The 15126-nt window shown below is 38.0% G+C and carries 14 protein-coding genes and 3 pseudogenes; 13 read left to right on the top strand and 4 right to left on the bottom strand.

Features of this window, described 5'->3' with window-relative positions; genetic code table 11:
• The first annotated feature begins 96 nt into the window (after window positions 1-96).
• The 4 genes from NSQ61_RS08760 (at window position 97) to NSQ61_RS08745 (ending at window position 3650) form a co-directional block, all read left to right on the top strand.
• Entirely contained in the window at window positions 97-1299 is a 1203-nt protein-coding gene (locus NSQ61_RS08760; RefSeq protein WP_063389382.1) for a quaternary amine ABC transporter ATP-binding protein, read from the top strand.
• Window positions 1289-2149, top strand: coding sequence for an ABC transporter permease (locus NSQ61_RS08755; RefSeq protein ID WP_277986810.1), 861 nt, complete (start codon window positions 1289-1291; stop codon window positions 2147-2149). The genes NSQ61_RS08760 and NSQ61_RS08755 overlap by 11 nt, the downstream gene beginning before the upstream one ends.
• 50 nt (window positions 2150-2199) lie before the next feature.
• Window positions 2200-3090 (top strand): glycine betaine ABC transporter substrate-binding protein, encoded by an 891-nt coding sequence (locus tag NSQ61_RS08750; protein ID WP_340806760.1) that lies wholly within the window; start codon window positions 2200-2202, stop codon window positions 3088-3090.
• Between the two features lie 344 nt (window positions 3091-3434).
• Window positions 3435-3650, top strand: a complete 216-nt coding sequence (locus tag NSQ61_RS08745) for a DUF6366 family protein (protein ID WP_339211279.1) — start codon at window positions 3435-3437, stop codon at window positions 3648-3650.
• On the opposite strand, the pseudogene NSQ61_RS08740 reads toward NSQ61_RS08745, so the two are convergent.
• Window positions 3642-4142, bottom strand: a pseudogene (locus NSQ61_RS08740) (IS1595 family transposase); the annotation flags it as partial. The gene NSQ61_RS08745 and the pseudogene NSQ61_RS08740 overlap by 9 nt on opposite strands.
• Before the next feature lie 88 nt (window positions 4143-4230).
• Between NSQ61_RS08740 and NSQ61_RS08735 the strand changes: the two are divergent.
• Window positions 4231-4455 (top strand): hypothetical protein, encoded by a 225-nt coding sequence (locus NSQ61_RS08735; protein ID WP_063389379.1) that lies wholly within the window; start codon window positions 4231-4233, stop codon window positions 4453-4455.
• A 45-nt stretch (window positions 4456-4500) separates the two neighbouring features.
• On the opposite strand, the gene NSQ61_RS08730 is transcribed toward NSQ61_RS08735, so the two are convergent.
• Window positions 4501-5199 (bottom strand): DUF1836 domain-containing protein, encoded by a 699-nt coding sequence (locus NSQ61_RS08730; RefSeq protein ID WP_340806757.1) that lies wholly within the window; start codon window positions 5197-5199, stop codon window positions 4501-4503.
• Window positions 5200-5433: 234 nt separating this feature from the next.
• Between NSQ61_RS08730 and NSQ61_RS08725 the strand changes: the two genes are divergently transcribed.
• The 4 genes from NSQ61_RS08725 to NSQ61_RS08710 all read left to right on the top strand — a co-directional run bounded on the left by NSQ61_RS08725 (window position 5434) and on the right by NSQ61_RS08710 (window position 9509).
• Complete coding sequence (locus tag NSQ61_RS08725; RefSeq protein WP_066250816.1) at window positions 5434-6789, top strand: TrkH family potassium uptake protein; 1356 nt, start codon at window positions 5434-5436, stop codon at window positions 6787-6789.
• A 42-nt stretch (window positions 6790-6831) separates the two neighbouring features.
• Window positions 6832-8823: a penicillin-binding transpeptidase domain-containing protein gene (locus NSQ61_RS08720; RefSeq protein WP_445659449.1), complete on the top strand. Its 1992-nt coding sequence runs from the start codon at window positions 6832-6834 to the stop codon at window positions 8821-8823.
• A 391-nt stretch (window positions 8824-9214) separates the two neighbouring features.
• Window positions 9215-9370: a hypothetical protein gene (locus NSQ61_RS08715; protein WP_162877044.1), complete on the top strand. Its 156-nt coding sequence runs from the start codon at window positions 9215-9217 to the stop codon at window positions 9368-9370.
• Window positions 9360-9509: a hypothetical protein gene (locus tag NSQ61_RS08710; RefSeq protein WP_186439327.1), complete on the top strand. Its 150-nt coding sequence runs from the start codon at window positions 9360-9362 to the stop codon at window positions 9507-9509. Before NSQ61_RS08715 ends, NSQ61_RS08710 begins: the two co-directional genes overlap by 11 nt.
• Here NSQ61_RS08710 and NSQ61_RS08705 read toward each other — a convergent pair.
• Window positions 9506-11275, bottom strand: coding sequence for a B12-binding domain-containing radical SAM protein (locus NSQ61_RS08705; protein WP_340806753.1), 1770 nt, complete (start codon window positions 11273-11275; stop codon window positions 9506-9508). The two genes, NSQ61_RS08710 and NSQ61_RS08705, sit on opposite strands and share 4 nt — an antisense overlap.
• Window positions 11276-11764: 489 nt before the next feature.
• Here NSQ61_RS08705 and NSQ61_RS08700 point away from each other — a divergent pair, with 489 nt between their 5' ends.
• Both NSQ61_RS08700 and NSQ61_RS20270 read left to right on the top strand, forming a co-directional pair.
• Window positions 11765-12511, top strand: coding sequence for a FadR/GntR family transcriptional regulator (locus NSQ61_RS08700; protein WP_063389375.1), 747 nt, complete (start codon window positions 11765-11767; stop codon window positions 12509-12511).
• A gap of 109 nt (window positions 12512-12620) precedes the next feature.
• Window positions 12621-13270: pseudogene (locus tag NSQ61_RS20270) on the top strand (hypothetical protein); the annotation flags it as partial.
• 96 nt (window positions 13271-13366) lie between these two features.
• Here the strand turns inward: NSQ61_RS20270 and NSQ61_RS08690 are convergent.
• Window positions 13367-13603, bottom strand: a complete 237-nt coding sequence (locus tag NSQ61_RS08690; protein WP_130157746.1) for a hypothetical protein — start codon at window positions 13601-13603, stop codon at window positions 13367-13369.
• A 213-nt stretch (window positions 13604-13816) separates the two neighbouring features.
• On the opposite strand from NSQ61_RS08690, the pseudogene NSQ61_RS20265 reads away from it, so the two are divergent.
• Both NSQ61_RS20265 and NSQ61_RS08685 read left to right on the top strand, forming a co-directional pair.
• A pseudogene (locus NSQ61_RS20265) lies at window positions 13817-14253 on the top strand (IS1634 family transposase); the annotation flags it as partial.
• Window positions 14254-14394: 141 nt separating this feature from the next.
• Window positions 14395-15114 (top strand): (Fe-S)-binding protein, encoded by a 720-nt coding sequence (locus tag NSQ61_RS08685; RefSeq protein WP_063389374.1) that lies wholly within the window; start codon window positions 14395-14397, stop codon window positions 15112-15114.
• Window positions 15115-15126 lie beyond the last annotated feature (12 nt).

Here is a 15126-nt window from a genome sequence, read left to right as displayed (position 1 = left end):
TTACATATTTTTATTATGAGCTATTAAAGCTTAGTATGACAATTTTATCGGCGTATTATTTTGAAAGTATTGAATTTTAGAAAAAGGGGTGGAAAAATGCCGATCATTGAGGTGAAAAATTTAACAAAAATTTTTGGTAAAAACCCCGCTCAAGCATTGAAGCTATTAGATGAAGGATTTTCAAAGCATGAAATTTTACAAAAAACCGGACATACAGTGGGAGTGAATCGCGCTTCCTTTTCCGTTGAGGCTGGAGAAATTTTCGTCATTATGGGGTTGTCTGGAAGCGGCAAATCAACATTGATAAGATTGCTCAACCGGTTGATTGAACCGACTAAAGGAAGCATTTTTATCGATGGGGACAATTTATCAAAAATGGATAAAAAATCATTGCGAGAGGTGCGGAGAAAAAAAATCAGCATGGTTTTTCAACGATTTGCCCTATTTCCGCACCGAACGGTTTTAGAAAATGCAGAATTCGGACTTGAAATTCAAAAGGTCCCAAAAGAAGAACGAAGGGAGAAGGCAATCAAAGCGCTTGAAATGGTCGGATTAGGACAATATTTGGAGCAAAAGCCTAATCAGCTGTCAGGCGGAATGCAGCAGCGCGTAGGACTTGCGAGAGCATTGGCAAATGATCCTGAAGTGCTGTTGATGGATGAGGCCTTTTCAGCCTTGGATCCGCTTATCCGAAAAGAAATGCAGGATGAATTGCTCGATCTTCAAGGGACGATGAAGAAAACCATTATATTTATTACACATGATTTAGATGAAGCTTTGCGGCTTGGAGACCGGATTGCCTTAATGAAAGACGGATCGATTGTGCAAATCGGTACGCCCGAAGAGATTTTAATGAATCCGGCAAACGACTATGTCGAAAAATTCGTTGAAGATGTAGACAGATCGAAAATATTGACGGCGCAGCATATTATGAAACGGCCCGAAACGATCAATATTGAAAAGCATGGACCGCGTGTTGCATTGGAAAGAATGAGAGAAGAAGGGATATCCACCATTTTCGTTGTTGACAGCAAACGGAATCTAAAAGGTTATGTAACAGCTGATGATGCATCAGAAGCAAGAAAAAAAGATGTTCGTGATATTGAAGAAATATTGCGGACAAATGTTCCGAAGGTTGAAAAGGACACTCCAATGTATGATATTTTTACGGTCATCCACGACTCGCCGATACCAGTAGCAGTAGTCGAAAAGGAAAAATTAATAGGGATCATCGTTCGCGGGTCAGTCATCGCGGCTCTTGCAGGTGAAAGCGAGGTGAGCACAAACAGTGCTGAATAATGTGTTGGATTTTGTTCCGAAAATTCCAGTTGCGGAAAAGATCAAACAATTTACGGACTGGGTGACAAATTCTTTTTCGTTTTTGTTTGATCCGTTAAAAAAATATTTTGAGGATTTAATGGAATATGTGGCGGATTTGTTGGGGGCTGTGCCGCCTGTTCTAGTCATATTGATCGTTGCCGTTATTGCCTTTTTTATAAGCGGAAAAAAGTTTGGCCTGCCGGCATTTTCCATCGTCGGCCTTTGGTTTATTTACAACCAAGAGCTTTGGGATCATTTAATAAGTACATTTACTTTAGTTTTGATCGCAAGTTTATTATCCGTCATCATCGGTATTCCAATAGGTATTTTAATGTCTAAAAGCAGAACAGCGGAAGCAATGATTACTCCTATCTTGGATTTTATGCAAACGATGCCTGCATTTGTCTACTTAATACCTGCCGTTGCTTTTTTTGGTATCGGCATGGTGCCGGGAGTGTTTGCATCATTAATTTTCGCGACACCTCCTACCGTTCGTTTTACGAATTTAGGAATTCGCCAGGTGCCGAAAGAATTGATTGAAGCTTCTGATGCATTCGGTAGCACAGCAGTTCAAAAACTATTTAAAGTAGAACTGCCGATGGCGAGAGCCACAATTATGGCCGGAATCAATCAAACCGTCATGCTGGCATTATCAATGGTTGTCATTGCCTCGATGATTGGAGCGCCGGGACTTGGAAGAAACGTGTTATCCGCTTTGCAGCGCGCTCAAATTGGTCCCGGATTTGTTGCAGGTATCGGTATTGTCATATTAGCCATCATTATCGACCGCTTCACTCAAAGCATGAACAAGAAGCATGATCATGTATAGCAAGTTGGTCTCTTTTCGAATTGAAAAATTAAAAAGGAGTTTTGATATTTATGTTTAAACGAATTTGGAAACGCCTAGGACTTGTTGCCGGAATTTCCTTGTCGCTTTTAGTGGCTGGCTGCGGATCAAACGGGGGATCTGAAGGCGGGGCGGCAGATGAAGGAAAAATAAAATTGGTTTACGTGGAATGGGATACGGAAGTCGCCTCCGCCCATGTCATCAAAAAAGTTTTAGAAGATCAAGGATTCGATGTGGACATTACACCTGTTGATAATGCTGTTATGTGGGAATCTGTTGCAAAAGGTGAGGCAGACGGCATGGTTGCCGCCTGGCTGCCGGCTACTCACGGAGATTTATATAAAGAATATAAAGATCAGCTGGAGGATTTAGGTCCAAACTTGGAAGGTGCGAAAATCGGGCTCGTCGTTCCGAAATATATGGACATTCAATCAATTGAAGAGCTCGATCAATATGCTGGCAAATTAAACAAAACGATTACAGGCATTGAACCTGGAGCGGGCGTTGTAAAATCAGCGGAAAACGCTGTTAAAACATATGAAAGCCTAAAAGGCTGGCAAGTCCAAACATCTTCAAGCGGAGCTATGGCAACGGCTTTAGGGGAAGCTTATAAAAATAAAGAACCAATTGTCGTTACAGGCTGGTCCCCGCATTGGAAATTTGCTGCATATGACTTAAAATTTTTGGAAGATCCGAAAGGCTCCTTTGGGAAAGAAGAACATATATCCACAATCGTTCGAAAGGGATTAAAAGAAGATATGCCGAAAGCATATAAAATTTTGGATCAATTCTCATGGACTGCTGAAGATATTGAACAAGTCATGTTGGAAATTTCAGAAGGCAGTGATCCTGCTAAAGCAGCAGAAGATTGGGTCGAAGCAAATCAAGGTAAAGTGGCAGAATGGACAAAAGGTGTGGAATGATCTATTTTAAGAGGGGCTGTACAGAAAGTCAAATCGCCATTGAAAACAAAAAATCATAAACACCGATATATCAACGTTTCTAACACATTAATGGGGGGCGTCAATAAGCCGTAAAAACGACTTATTAGACACCCCCTTTTATCATTTTTACATGGTCCGGAGCGTCTTTAGTTTTGATCATTTCATTGTTTATTTTTAGTAAAGGCTGTTCTCTAAAAGATTTTTTATATGAAAATTTGTTAAATTACCATAATGTGTTAAAATTATGTTATAAACCTTAAGGTAAGATTTATGTAAAGAGTATGAAGAACATATGTTAGTATTACAAAAATGGGGGTGTGATAATGAGCGAAGACAAAGAAACACCTGGAAGAAGAAGAGAAAGACTAAGACGAGAAGAATTAATACGAAACCCAACTGGAAATATAAGCGATGCGTTTAATAGAGCTGAAACTGGAAACCTTGCTGATTTAGTAGGTAGTTTAGGTTGGAAGGGTACTGGAATACTTATTCTTGCGATCATAATAGGTTTTATAGCCGCATCAATATTCTTAAAGTAAGGAGAGTGCTTTGAGGTCTTTTATTATGCACTTCTTAGTTGTATAATTTGATTTTTGACAAGCTGAAATAACACGTTTATCAAATGTTAAATCCTTTCTTTATTAATCAACGGAACTAATAAAGGCAGTGATCCAAATAACGAGTTCCAACCCTTTAGAACCTTTCCACCCAACCTTTCAAGCGATTGTGGAAATTGTTAACGTGTTGAATAAGATAAATTCCTTCCTTAACACGTTGCTTTTGGCGTTCATTGACAAACACCCCCTTCAATTTGGCAAGCTTCTTATAATTCGTTGCTGTATCAGTGCATAGCAAAGCGGAAGGATGAATAAACTCACCTATCACAGTTCAATTTCTTCGGCTTTCACACGCCCTGTTCCTGTTTTTCGAGCAATCATATTGCCATTTCTATCTTGTGCTGCGACAACTGCAATTGTAAAATTAGAAATCCCTCTTTTCTTGTCTTTCTCGCCACATTTCTTAACTTTTCTATGTGATTTCACGCTCCCTTAAAAATGTTGCCCTTTGCCGTTTCTTTGTTATTATATAGGTATTGGCTGCTATAAGGAGGGGACTTATTTGAATCATCAAAAAAATGATGTTTATCTTAACATGATGGAAAATAGCTTACAAAGAATTTCAAACCATTTTCATGAAATGGTCAAGATGATGGAAGAAAAAATGGATTTTACATACGAACGTTATACAGCTTTTGAACGAATGAAAAAGGAATTGCTTGAAGACATGAGGGCTCTCGAATTTTACATAAAAGGTTCGGCTAAAAGTAGTCAAGCCCGAAAATAACTTCGGGAATTGCACAACCGCAATTCCCGATCTAAAAGTTAGTTATTATCTATTTTTTGTCGATTCGCTTTCTTTATCGATGAACGCTTTTGCCCTTGTTTGAAAATGATACGTTAAAACAGCCAATACCGCAGCAACCGTCACATGGCAAATGCTGTCGCTTTGAGCTTCCGATAAAGAAGTTTGTTTTTGAAGAAGCCTTTTTGTTTGTACGAAAAGTTTTTTTTCAAACTGCCGGTTGTTGTCGATCTCGACATTTTTTACTTGTTCCAACACATCTGTATATAATTTATAAAACATTAACGGACTGATTAAATCATCATTCCGGTCGGAAATCGTATTAAAAACTTTCATCAATAAGGAACGGACAGTTTCAAAGTCGAATATGGTTTTTAAATCTTTTACAATTAACAATAAAGCAGCTTGTTCGACCGAGTATTTTTTTCCAAGTTCAGGAGGACCGATGATTTCTTTTATATCACGCTTGACCCAATTTTGAACGGAAGTTGATTTCAAGGAAGTTAGTTCGCAAAAATTTCCTAAGATGACGATTTCATTCGTTGACAGTCCAAGCTCTCCTTTGTCTCTTTGTTTGCTCAATTTTTTGATGAAGCCAGGTATTTGGTTTGTTTGATCAGAGGGCAATTGTTGTTTCATCACTTCTTCAGGGGATAATTCGTGTATTCCTTTTAAAGATAGTAATAATTGAACCATAACGGAACGACGCAATTGAATTTTTCCCATAACATCCCCCTTTATTAAACAGCCTACCCTTATTTTTAATAAAAAGATATAAAAAAACAAGCATTTTATATGGAATTAATAAGTTCAGATAAATTTTTCTTGAGTATGAATTTGTAGAAATTGGCACAATAACAAATTTTTTAGTTTCGATGATCAAAATTGGAAAAACCTCTTTAAAAAAACTTGTACTTTCTTTATGATAGTATGAGCAGTAAAAAAAAGGATTGAACAAGGATGCTAGTAAATATTCGTAATCGATTAGTTTCACTATCACCAGCTCAGATGCTTGCTATTTTTTATTTTTTAGCTATCACAGTTGCGGTCATTTTGCTCAGTTTGCCGTTTGTTCACAAACCGGATGCCGAATGGACGTTTTTGGATGCATTGTTTACTGCTGTTAGTGCAGTAAGTGTAACAGGGCTGACAACTGTTTCAATCATTGATACGTTTACCGTTCCGGGGATTTTTATTTTAATGATTGTTCTCCAAATTGGCGGCATCGGCATCATGACGTTGGGCACATTGTTTTGGTTCGTTTTAGGCAAAAAAATAGGCTTAAGGGAACGTCAGTTGATCATGGTTGATCAAAATCAATTGAATTTGTCCGGCATTGTAAATTTAATGAGGCAAATTATGTTGATGATTTTGATTATTGAACTGATCGGCACCATCATATTAGGCACATATTATTTAAAATATTTTCCGGAATGGAAGGAAGCTTATTTGCATGGCATGTTTTCTGCCATCAGCGCCACAACGAATGCCGGCTTTGATATAAGCGGTTCGTCGCTTGTACCTTTTGCACATGATTATTTTGTCCAAATGGTTCATATTATTTTAATGACGCTGGGAGCTATCGGATTTCCAGTTTTGATTGAGACAAAAAACTTTATTTTGACAATTGGAACAAAAAGGACATACCGGTTTTCCTTGTACACAAAATTGACAACTGTGACATTTTTCGCATTGGTCGTTATTGGAACAATCCTGATCTATCTAATAGAATCAAGCAATTATTTATCTGATAAAAGTTTTCTTGAATCTTTCTTCTATGCTCTGTTTCAATCAGCTACCACAAGGAGCACAGGGCTTTATACAATGGATGTCAGCATGTTCAGCGAGACGACTTTGCTGATTATGTCCATATTTATGTTTATAGGTGCTTCGCCAAGCTCTGTGGGTGGCGGTGTTCGAACGACTACCGTTGCAGTCATTTTGCTAGTTGCCTTTCATTTTGCGAAAGGCTCCAGCACGGTGAAAGTATTTAAACGGGAAATACACCCAGATGATATAAAAAAATCAATTGCCGTTATGACAGTTTCTGTTATTTTGTGCTTAACTTCGATTGTCATATTATCTGCAACAGAACGGTTTACGTTAATGGAAATTATCTTTGAAGTTTGTTCAGCCTTTGGAACAACAGGGCTTTCGCTTGGCATTACATCTGAACTTAGTCCGATCGGAAAAATCATAATCATGATCATGATGTTTATTGGTCGGATCGGCATTTTATCGTTTATTTTTTTAATTGGAAAACAGAGGAAGGAAGCCAATTATCATTATCCGAAAGAACGGGTAATTATTGGATAAAAAAGAATTGTCATAAAATCATAGGGGAGAGGGGGAATTTTTGTGCGGATTCGAAAGCTTTTTTTTAGTGTTTTTGTCGTGCTGGTGCTTTTTTCGGGATGTTCTAAAGATCCAGAGCCGGAGGATCGTTTTGCAGACTTTGTTGCCAATTGGAGAGACCAAAATTTTTCGGAAATGTATGACCAATTGACTGCCAATGTGAAAAAAAATATCAAAAAAGACGAATTTGTTTCCCGCTATGAGAAAATTTATCAAGATTCAGGTGTGAAACAGCTGAAAATCGACTTTAAGAAACCGAAAGAAGAAATAAAGCCTGATAAAAACGGAAATATTACATTCCCATTTGCTGTTTCAATGGAAACATTAGCGGGGAAAATAAGCTTTGAAAACAAAGCCGTTTTAAAAAAAGAAGAAACAGATAATGGAAACGATTGGCGAATTGAATGGAATCCTTCCTTTATTTTTCCTCAGCTTGATGAGGGAGAAGAAATTTCCATCCAGCCTATCGCGCCGGAAAGAGGGGAGATTTTTGACCGAAATGGAAAAGGACTTGCCATCAATGGCCTGTTGTTTGAAATCGGTGTAGTACCGGGAGAAATGAAAGAGCAAAAAGAAACCATTTTGGAACAAACAGCGAAGCTTCTTGAAGTTTCCAAGGAGGAAATTGAGAGAAAATTATCCCAAGGCTGGGTGAAGGAGGACTCATTCGTCCCGCTGAAAATCGTAAATCCGGCTGATACAGAGCTTGTCAACAAACTTTTAGCCATTCCTTCCGTTAAGAAAAAAAATGTAACGGGAAGAATGTATCCTTTTGGCGAGAGCGCTGCCCACTTGACTGGCTATTTGCGGTCAATGTATAAAGAAGAGCTTGAGAAATATGAGGAAAAAGGGTACAGCTCTTCTGAGCAAATTGGCGCAGCTGGATTGGAGCAAGTTTTTGAAGAGGAGCTGCACGGAACGACAGGCTGGATCATCAAAGTAAAAGGAACAGATGAAGTGATCGCCAAAAAAGAAGCTGAGAACGGAAACGATATTTACCTTACAATTGATGCTGATCTTCAGCAAAATATTTACAAAGAATTATCAACTGATTCAGGTGCAAGTGTCGCAATCAATCCAAAAACCGGAGAAACTCTGGCTATGGTCAGTGCGCCGTCCTATGATCCGAACGATTTTCTGACGGAATACAAGAAGAAAAAAGATGATCCGAATAAACCGTTTATGGCTAAGTTCAAAAATTTGTATACACCTGGTTCTGTTTTAAAGCCGCTCACAGCAGCGATTGGGCTCAATACCGGAACGATTGATCCGAATAAAAAGATTTCCATTCCAAAAGATACTTGGCAAAAAGACGGGAGCTGGGGCAATTATTATATTAAGCGGGTTCCATCCCCTGCAACACAAGTTGATTTGCGCGCTGCTCTTGCCTATTCAGATAATATTTACTTCGCCCAGGCTGCTTTAAATATTGGAGCCGAAAAATTTATAAAAGGACTAGAGTCCTTTGCATTTCATGAAAAAATTGATTTTCCGTTTCCTGTTGAAACATCGAAAATTGCAAATAACGGTATGGATAATGAAGTGCTTTTAGCCGATTCTGGATATGGACAGGGACAAATTCAAATCACTCCTCTGCATTTAGCATACACCTTTACAGTATTTATTAATGGCGGAAACATGATTAAGCCCGTATTAATAAAAGAAGAAGAGAAGACACCATCCAATTGGAAAAGCCATGTTGTTTCAAAGGAACATGCGAATTTGATTTTTCAAGATTTGATTCAAGTGGTGGAGGATCCGAACGGAACGGCATATAAACCTCGAACTCCAGGATTGAAGCTGGCTGGAAAAACAGGAACGGCAGAGCTGAAAGCGGCAAAAGGAGAAAAAGGTCAGGAAAACGGTTGGTTTGTTGCTGTTGATGCGGATAAAAAAGATCTTTTAATAACGATGATGATTGAACGTGTTGAAGATCGCGGAGGAAGCCATTACGTGGTTTCAAAAGTAAAAAATATTTTCAAAGCTAGAAAGTAAAAAAGGTCAACCATCCATTGCGAAGATGAATAGAATAAACGAATTTCAGTGTTGTCATGAATCGCTTCTTTCATTGTTTGGCAGTTTTACGAAATTACGCCAAATAAGAGCGGTTCTTTTTTTATGCAAACAAAGTGCTAAATCATCACTTTTTTTAGCTGCAAAACAGAAAACGGTCCAAAATTGCCGAATAGCTTGAAGTATAAAGCATCAAAATTGCCGCTTAACCCGTTATAAAAGAAGCACAAAATACCCTTGCGGAGCAAGAAAAAACTTAAGCATTGACGATCGGGCATCCATATGGAAGCACATCCCTTTTTCCATCTTTTATAGAAACAGCTGAATAAATGGTTTGTTTCTGAAAAAGATAAAAAAGAAAGGAGGATGCAGATTGAAGAGGAAACAAGCATATAATCAAGCAGAAAAAACGAGCAAAACACCGACAGAAAGCCTTCCTGAAAAAGAATTTTCAGCATCCTATACAGATGAAGACCCGATGAAAGGGGCTAACCGAAATTCAAAAAAGGGGAAAGCACATGGAACATAATAAAAACGTAAAGAACAAAAAAGATGTGAAACAAGATTTGGAATTTGGCAATGAACTGGGAGATTTTAATGCTGCGAAAATTTACGATATTTTAGAAGAAAACAAAAGAAAAACAAAAACAAAAGGTGAGGGATGTTAAGCTTCCCTCACCTTTTTCAGCGCAGTATACGGAAAAGAAAACATATGCGGCTGGTGATCGCTATAGTTGTAATAAACTAACAAAATTGCCGGCTCTTTTACTAATATCTTTTTTTGCAAATACAGCTCAGGATTAAATGGAAGAATTTCTAAAACCGTATGCTTATATAAATCTTTTTCCGAAAGAGACAGATTTAAAAAGGTTTTTCCAAGCATTTCAGGGTTGGACAGGACAAATTGATAGATTGCTGATTGCTCCTGTTTTTTAAGCTTTTCATCCCACCATGGCTTTCGCGGCTTTTGCTTCTGATTGCGCAAATAATCGTATTTCAGAAACCCTTCAACAATTGGCAAATGTTCTCGTTTGCGTTCTTGAATAAACGAAAATAATCTTCGAAACAAATCTTCGAGCTGATGACCAATTCTTGCCCATCCGCGTTCATCCCAGTAGGCGCCAAATTCTTGAAAGAAATCAAAAGGCGTCTCAAACACTTCTTCTACTAAATATTCTACTGTCGCGTCCATTCGATGGTCGTTCCAAAATTTCTCAAGAACATCTTCCACCTGTTTAATTTTGAGAATATCTTCAAAAGAGAGAACGTTGTTGCTTAAAATTTCGTATGGCGGTTCATCCATATACACGTAGCCAAAATGTTTAGCTCCAATTCGAAGACCAGTCCCTCTGAGCATTTTTAAAAAACCAAGCTGCAGTTCTTCAGGTCTTAATGCAAACACATCGTTAAAAGTTTTTCGAAAAGAGTTGTAGTCTTCTTCAGGAAGTCCGGCAATTAAATCAAGGTGCTGATCTATTTTTCCGCCTTGTTTGATCATCGTCACCGTTCTGGACAGTTTTGCGAAGTTTTGCTTCCGTTTCACTAATTCGTTTGTGAAATCGTTTGTTGATTGAACGCCGATCTCGAATCGGAAAAGTCCTTTCGGTGCGTTGTCATTTAAAAACTGAATCACTTCCGGGCGCATAATGTCGCCAGTTATTTCGAACTGGAACACGACGCCCGGAACATGTTCATCAATTAAAAATTGAAACATGTCCATCGCATATTTCCGGCTGATGTTAAACGTTCGGTCGACAAATTTAATTGTTTTCGCACCGTTTTTCATTAAATAGCGAATATCTTCCTTGATTTTCTCCCGATCAAAATAACGAACCCCAACCTCAATGGAAGATAAGCAAAATTGGCAGTTGAAGGGACAGCCGCGGCTCGTTTCAATATAAACAATCCGTTTGCTAAGATGTGGCACATCTTCTTCAAATCGAAAAGGCGACGGCATCATTCGCAGATCAATTTTGTTTCTCTGCGGATTTACAATGACTGCTCCGTCTTTTCGAAAAGCTAAACCGCTCACGTTTTCCCATTCTTGGTTTCCATGTGCTTCCCGCAAAAACTGCTTAAACGTTTCTTCCCCTTCTCCTACGATAATAAAATCAATCTCTGGGATTTTTTCAAGCCATTCTTTCGTATCATAGGATACTTCAGGCCCACCAAAGACAATGATGGTTTCCGGCTTTATTTTTTTCAGTATTTTCGCCACTTTGATTGTTTCTGCAATGTTCCATATGTAACAGCTAAAACCGATTATGTCCGGTTTTTTTCGAAACAAATCTGTTACAATGTTCATCGCGGGATCTTTTATCGTATATTCTGCCATTTGAACTTGAAATTCTGGCTCGGCATATGCTTTTAAATAACGTATAGCCAAGTTCATATGAATGTATTTGGCATTTAATGAACTGACAATGATGTTCATATTTCCACACCTTTTTCATAATGGATATTGAGAAGTAGCGATTTTCTACATTATTGTAACATATTCTTTTCAAATAAGAAGAAGCAGGGATTCACCCATTTGATAAGTTTTTCGTTCGCGTTCTTTTCCGTTTCTATCAATCACCTTAACAAGTCTACGGCTATAAAGCATATTCGTCGATTGTTTTGTCATTTTAACTGGTACAGTAAAAGTGAGTTACGTATTAGACGTTCGTAACGATGAAGCATTGTTTAAGAGTTTAGACAAATTTCTCTTTTTTTATGATGAAGTTTCATTCAGTCATTTGCGCGATTTCGTAGACACAGGTCTATGATTCCTTCCAAAAAAGTTGTCAAAAAAGAAAAAGTTTATGGTGAGACGCTGTTATTTTTTCGCCAACACTTTGATTTTTATAAGTCTTTTCCAGTAAAATAAATGTACCGATATTTTGGACTTCATTTTGTTTAGTTGAACTTTGGGGTGAAGCAAATGGAATATAAACAAATCAAACCGAGAAAGCTTTATGAAGAAGTGGCGGAAGCCCTTTTAGATATGATTAAAAAAGGAGAAATAAAACCTGGAGAAAAATTGGAATCCGTTCATCAGCTTGCTGAAAATTTTCAAGTCGGCCGTGCAGCGATTCGTGAAGCATTAAGCGCATTACGAGCAATGGGGATTGTTGAAATGAAACAAGGGGAAGGAACGTTTGTAAAAGAGTTTGATCCCATGTCATTCACGTTTTCTCTTTCGACAGCGGCGTTAATGAATATGAAAGATATTGAACATTTATTAGAGGTTAGAAAAATATTAGAAGTCGGTGCTGCATTTACTGCTGCAGCAAAGCGGACGGAGCAAAATCTTCATGATATGAAAGCTGCGCTTGACGAAATGCTTATCCATATAAACGATGAAGAATTAGGAGAAAAAGCGGATTGGAAGTTTCATAAAGCGATCGCAGCCGCTACGCAAAACCCCATTTTATTAAGCTTAATGAACAATGTAGCCGACATGATTGTTGAAACGATGCGGGAAACACGAAAAATTTGGCTTTATTCAGAACAAGTAACCGCAGAACGAATTTTTCAAGAGCATAAAGCCATCTTTACAGCAATTGAACAACAAAACGCGGAAGAAGCACAGCATTTAATGCTCGCACACCTGACAAATGTTGAAAAAGTTTTGAAAAAACATCATAAAGCCCATATAAAAACAGGGGCTAAAACAGAGTCTTTTTAACTAGGAATTGACATATGATGCAAGCGTTTTTACACATGCCGTCTCTGACTTGAACTGACAAAAGAACTGTTGTTTTTTGCGGCAATAAAAAATTTTTCGGGAGAAACCCGTTTGGGCAGCACTGAAAACCAACCGCATCCTGTATCCACAAGGAATTCGTCAATCCGCCAAAGAATTTGCCCGTTACATCGATGTTTCCGATACCCACCTCGTGACCGTGGGAGGGGAAACGTATCGAGTGTATCGCTACGAAGGGGCATTGAACGACATTCCAAATGCGGTGGTATTGTTTTGTTGGAAAACCGATCAACCGATGACGAGCGAGCATTTGCGTTGTTTTTTAAGTACAGACACAAAAACTGAGTGATCAGGCTATTCTTGAATACTATGCGAAACGCTGGTCGATCGAAAGCTACTTTCGGCAAACGAAAGAAACATTAGGGGCTGTCCAGAAAGTCAAAATCCATTGAAAACGGAACATCATAAGCATTGATATATCAACATTTCTAAAACATTAAAGGGCGTCTATAAGCCGGAAAATCGATTATTAGACAGCCCCGACATGAGCGAGCCATTAAACGATATTGGGTCATCGTACAATTTACGTATATCTATTGCATGACAGAACATTCAAGTGATTTTTCAACCGGTCTTGCGAGTGTAAGATCGAGAAAAATTCACAATCTCACTGAGTTTATTTATTACGAAGCCCAACGAGGAGTGCCACTAGATTCCATTAAACACCAGTTACGAGTGGCATTAGGGTATTTTTGTTTTCTTTTTAAAGATGGTAATAAATGTAATGGAATTTACTCATCTACAGTTTAAGTTTAAAAGAAAAAATCTACATAAAGATTATGTAGATTTATTTTTTTGTTCTTCTCTTATTTGCAAAAGTTTAGGTATTTTCTCACTAAAAATTGTTTCAATGTCATTGATTATATTTTCTTTTGTAATGTCTTCTGTAGAATATTTAAAATTTCCAAGCTTCCCATAAATTATTTTTAGAAATGATTTTGCATCTTCTTCAGGAAGTTTTTCAATTATAGCTAAAATATCATCTAAATCCAATCTTTCATTAGGGTTCTCCATAATATTACCTCCTTTAATCATTACACTTATATTCTATCGAAAATAACACAATATATAATATGGGAAAATGGTATAATTTGTTATATAAAAATAGAGACTAGGAAATTTAATTACTAATTTCGGGTCTTTTGGGGGGAAGCGGAATTTGACAAGAGGATACTTTGGAGTTTTCAATGCCATTTTCAAAAAAATACATGCCAAATAAACCCACATATGTATATTCGAATTAATAAGCAAAAAATAAAAATGGTTCTGTTCGTCAATATCTACAAATATGTCGTACATTTCGTGTAGACAATAAAGTTCGGCAACAAACGCTTTATAATCTAGGGAGGTTAGAGCATTTATTAGAGAATGGCTCTGTCGATAAATAAATCGAGGGATTAATCAAATTTTCAGAGCGTTACTTTGACCGAATTCACGGGCAAGGCTCTTCCTCTTCTGTCTCCGTGCTTTGGACAAAAGAGTTTGGGCCGGTTTATCTGTTCCGAAAGGTATGGGAAAAGTTAGGGCTTGGTCGGCTATTATGTAAAATCATGGATGATTCCGAGGCTGCTTCTCAGTATGACGAAGCCGTTTTTGCCATGGTGTTAAACCGTCTCATGGATCCCAATAGTAAGCATGATATCTTCAAACAATGGATCGACACGGCGGCTTTTTTTATGAATAAAGCAAGCATATTCCTTTCTAGTCATCAGATGACCTGTTGACTAAAGATAAAAAAAGCGATAAAGTGAAAAGAAAAGGGTTACATCTTAGTTGAAACTGTTTCACAAGGCGGGGGGAGCAAATTGAAAGTTTCATTATTTGTCACATGTTTAGTGGATGTATTTAACGGTTCAGTAGGCAAAGCAACAGTTGAGCTTTTAGAAAGACTTGGATGCGAAGTAGAATTTCCGGAAAGCCAAATTTGCTGCGGACAGCCTGCCTATAACAGCGGATATGTTCAAGCGGCAAAAGAAGCGATGAAAAATATGATTCTCACCTTTGAACATGCCGATTATGTTGTCACACCTTCCGGATCATGTGCCACGATGTTTAAGGAATATCCGCACATTTTTGATGAAGATCCGGTTTGGAAAGAAAAGGCGCAAAAGCTTGCAAATAAGACGTATGAATTAACACAGTTTATTGTAGATGTTTTAAATTTGGAAGATGTGGGCGCAACATTAAAAGGAAAAGCAACCTATCATACATCATGTCATATGACCCGTCTTCTTGGAGTTCAGGAGGCACCATTTAAATTGCTGGCAAACGTGAAGGGGCTTGAATTGGTTCCGCTTCCAAATGCATATGATTGCTGCGGCTTTGGCGGAACGTTTTCCGTCAAAATGGAACAAATATCTGAACAAATGGTTGATGAAAAAGTTCGGCATATTGAGGAAACCGATGCCGACTATTTAATCGGGGCAGACTGCGGCTGCTTAATGAATATCGGGGGGAGAATAAGCAGGAAAAATAAACAAGTCAAGGTCATGCACATTGCTGAGGTGTTAAACAGTATCGAATAATGGAGGGGGGAA

Origin of the sequence: Aeribacillus sp. FSL K6-1121 (assembly GCF_038003725.1) — a bacterium.
GTDB classification, from domain to species: domain Bacteria; phylum Bacillota; class Bacilli; order Bacillales; family Aeribacillaceae; genus Aeribacillus; species Aeribacillus composti.
This window is presented reverse-complemented; position numbering and strand designations above follow the sequence as displayed.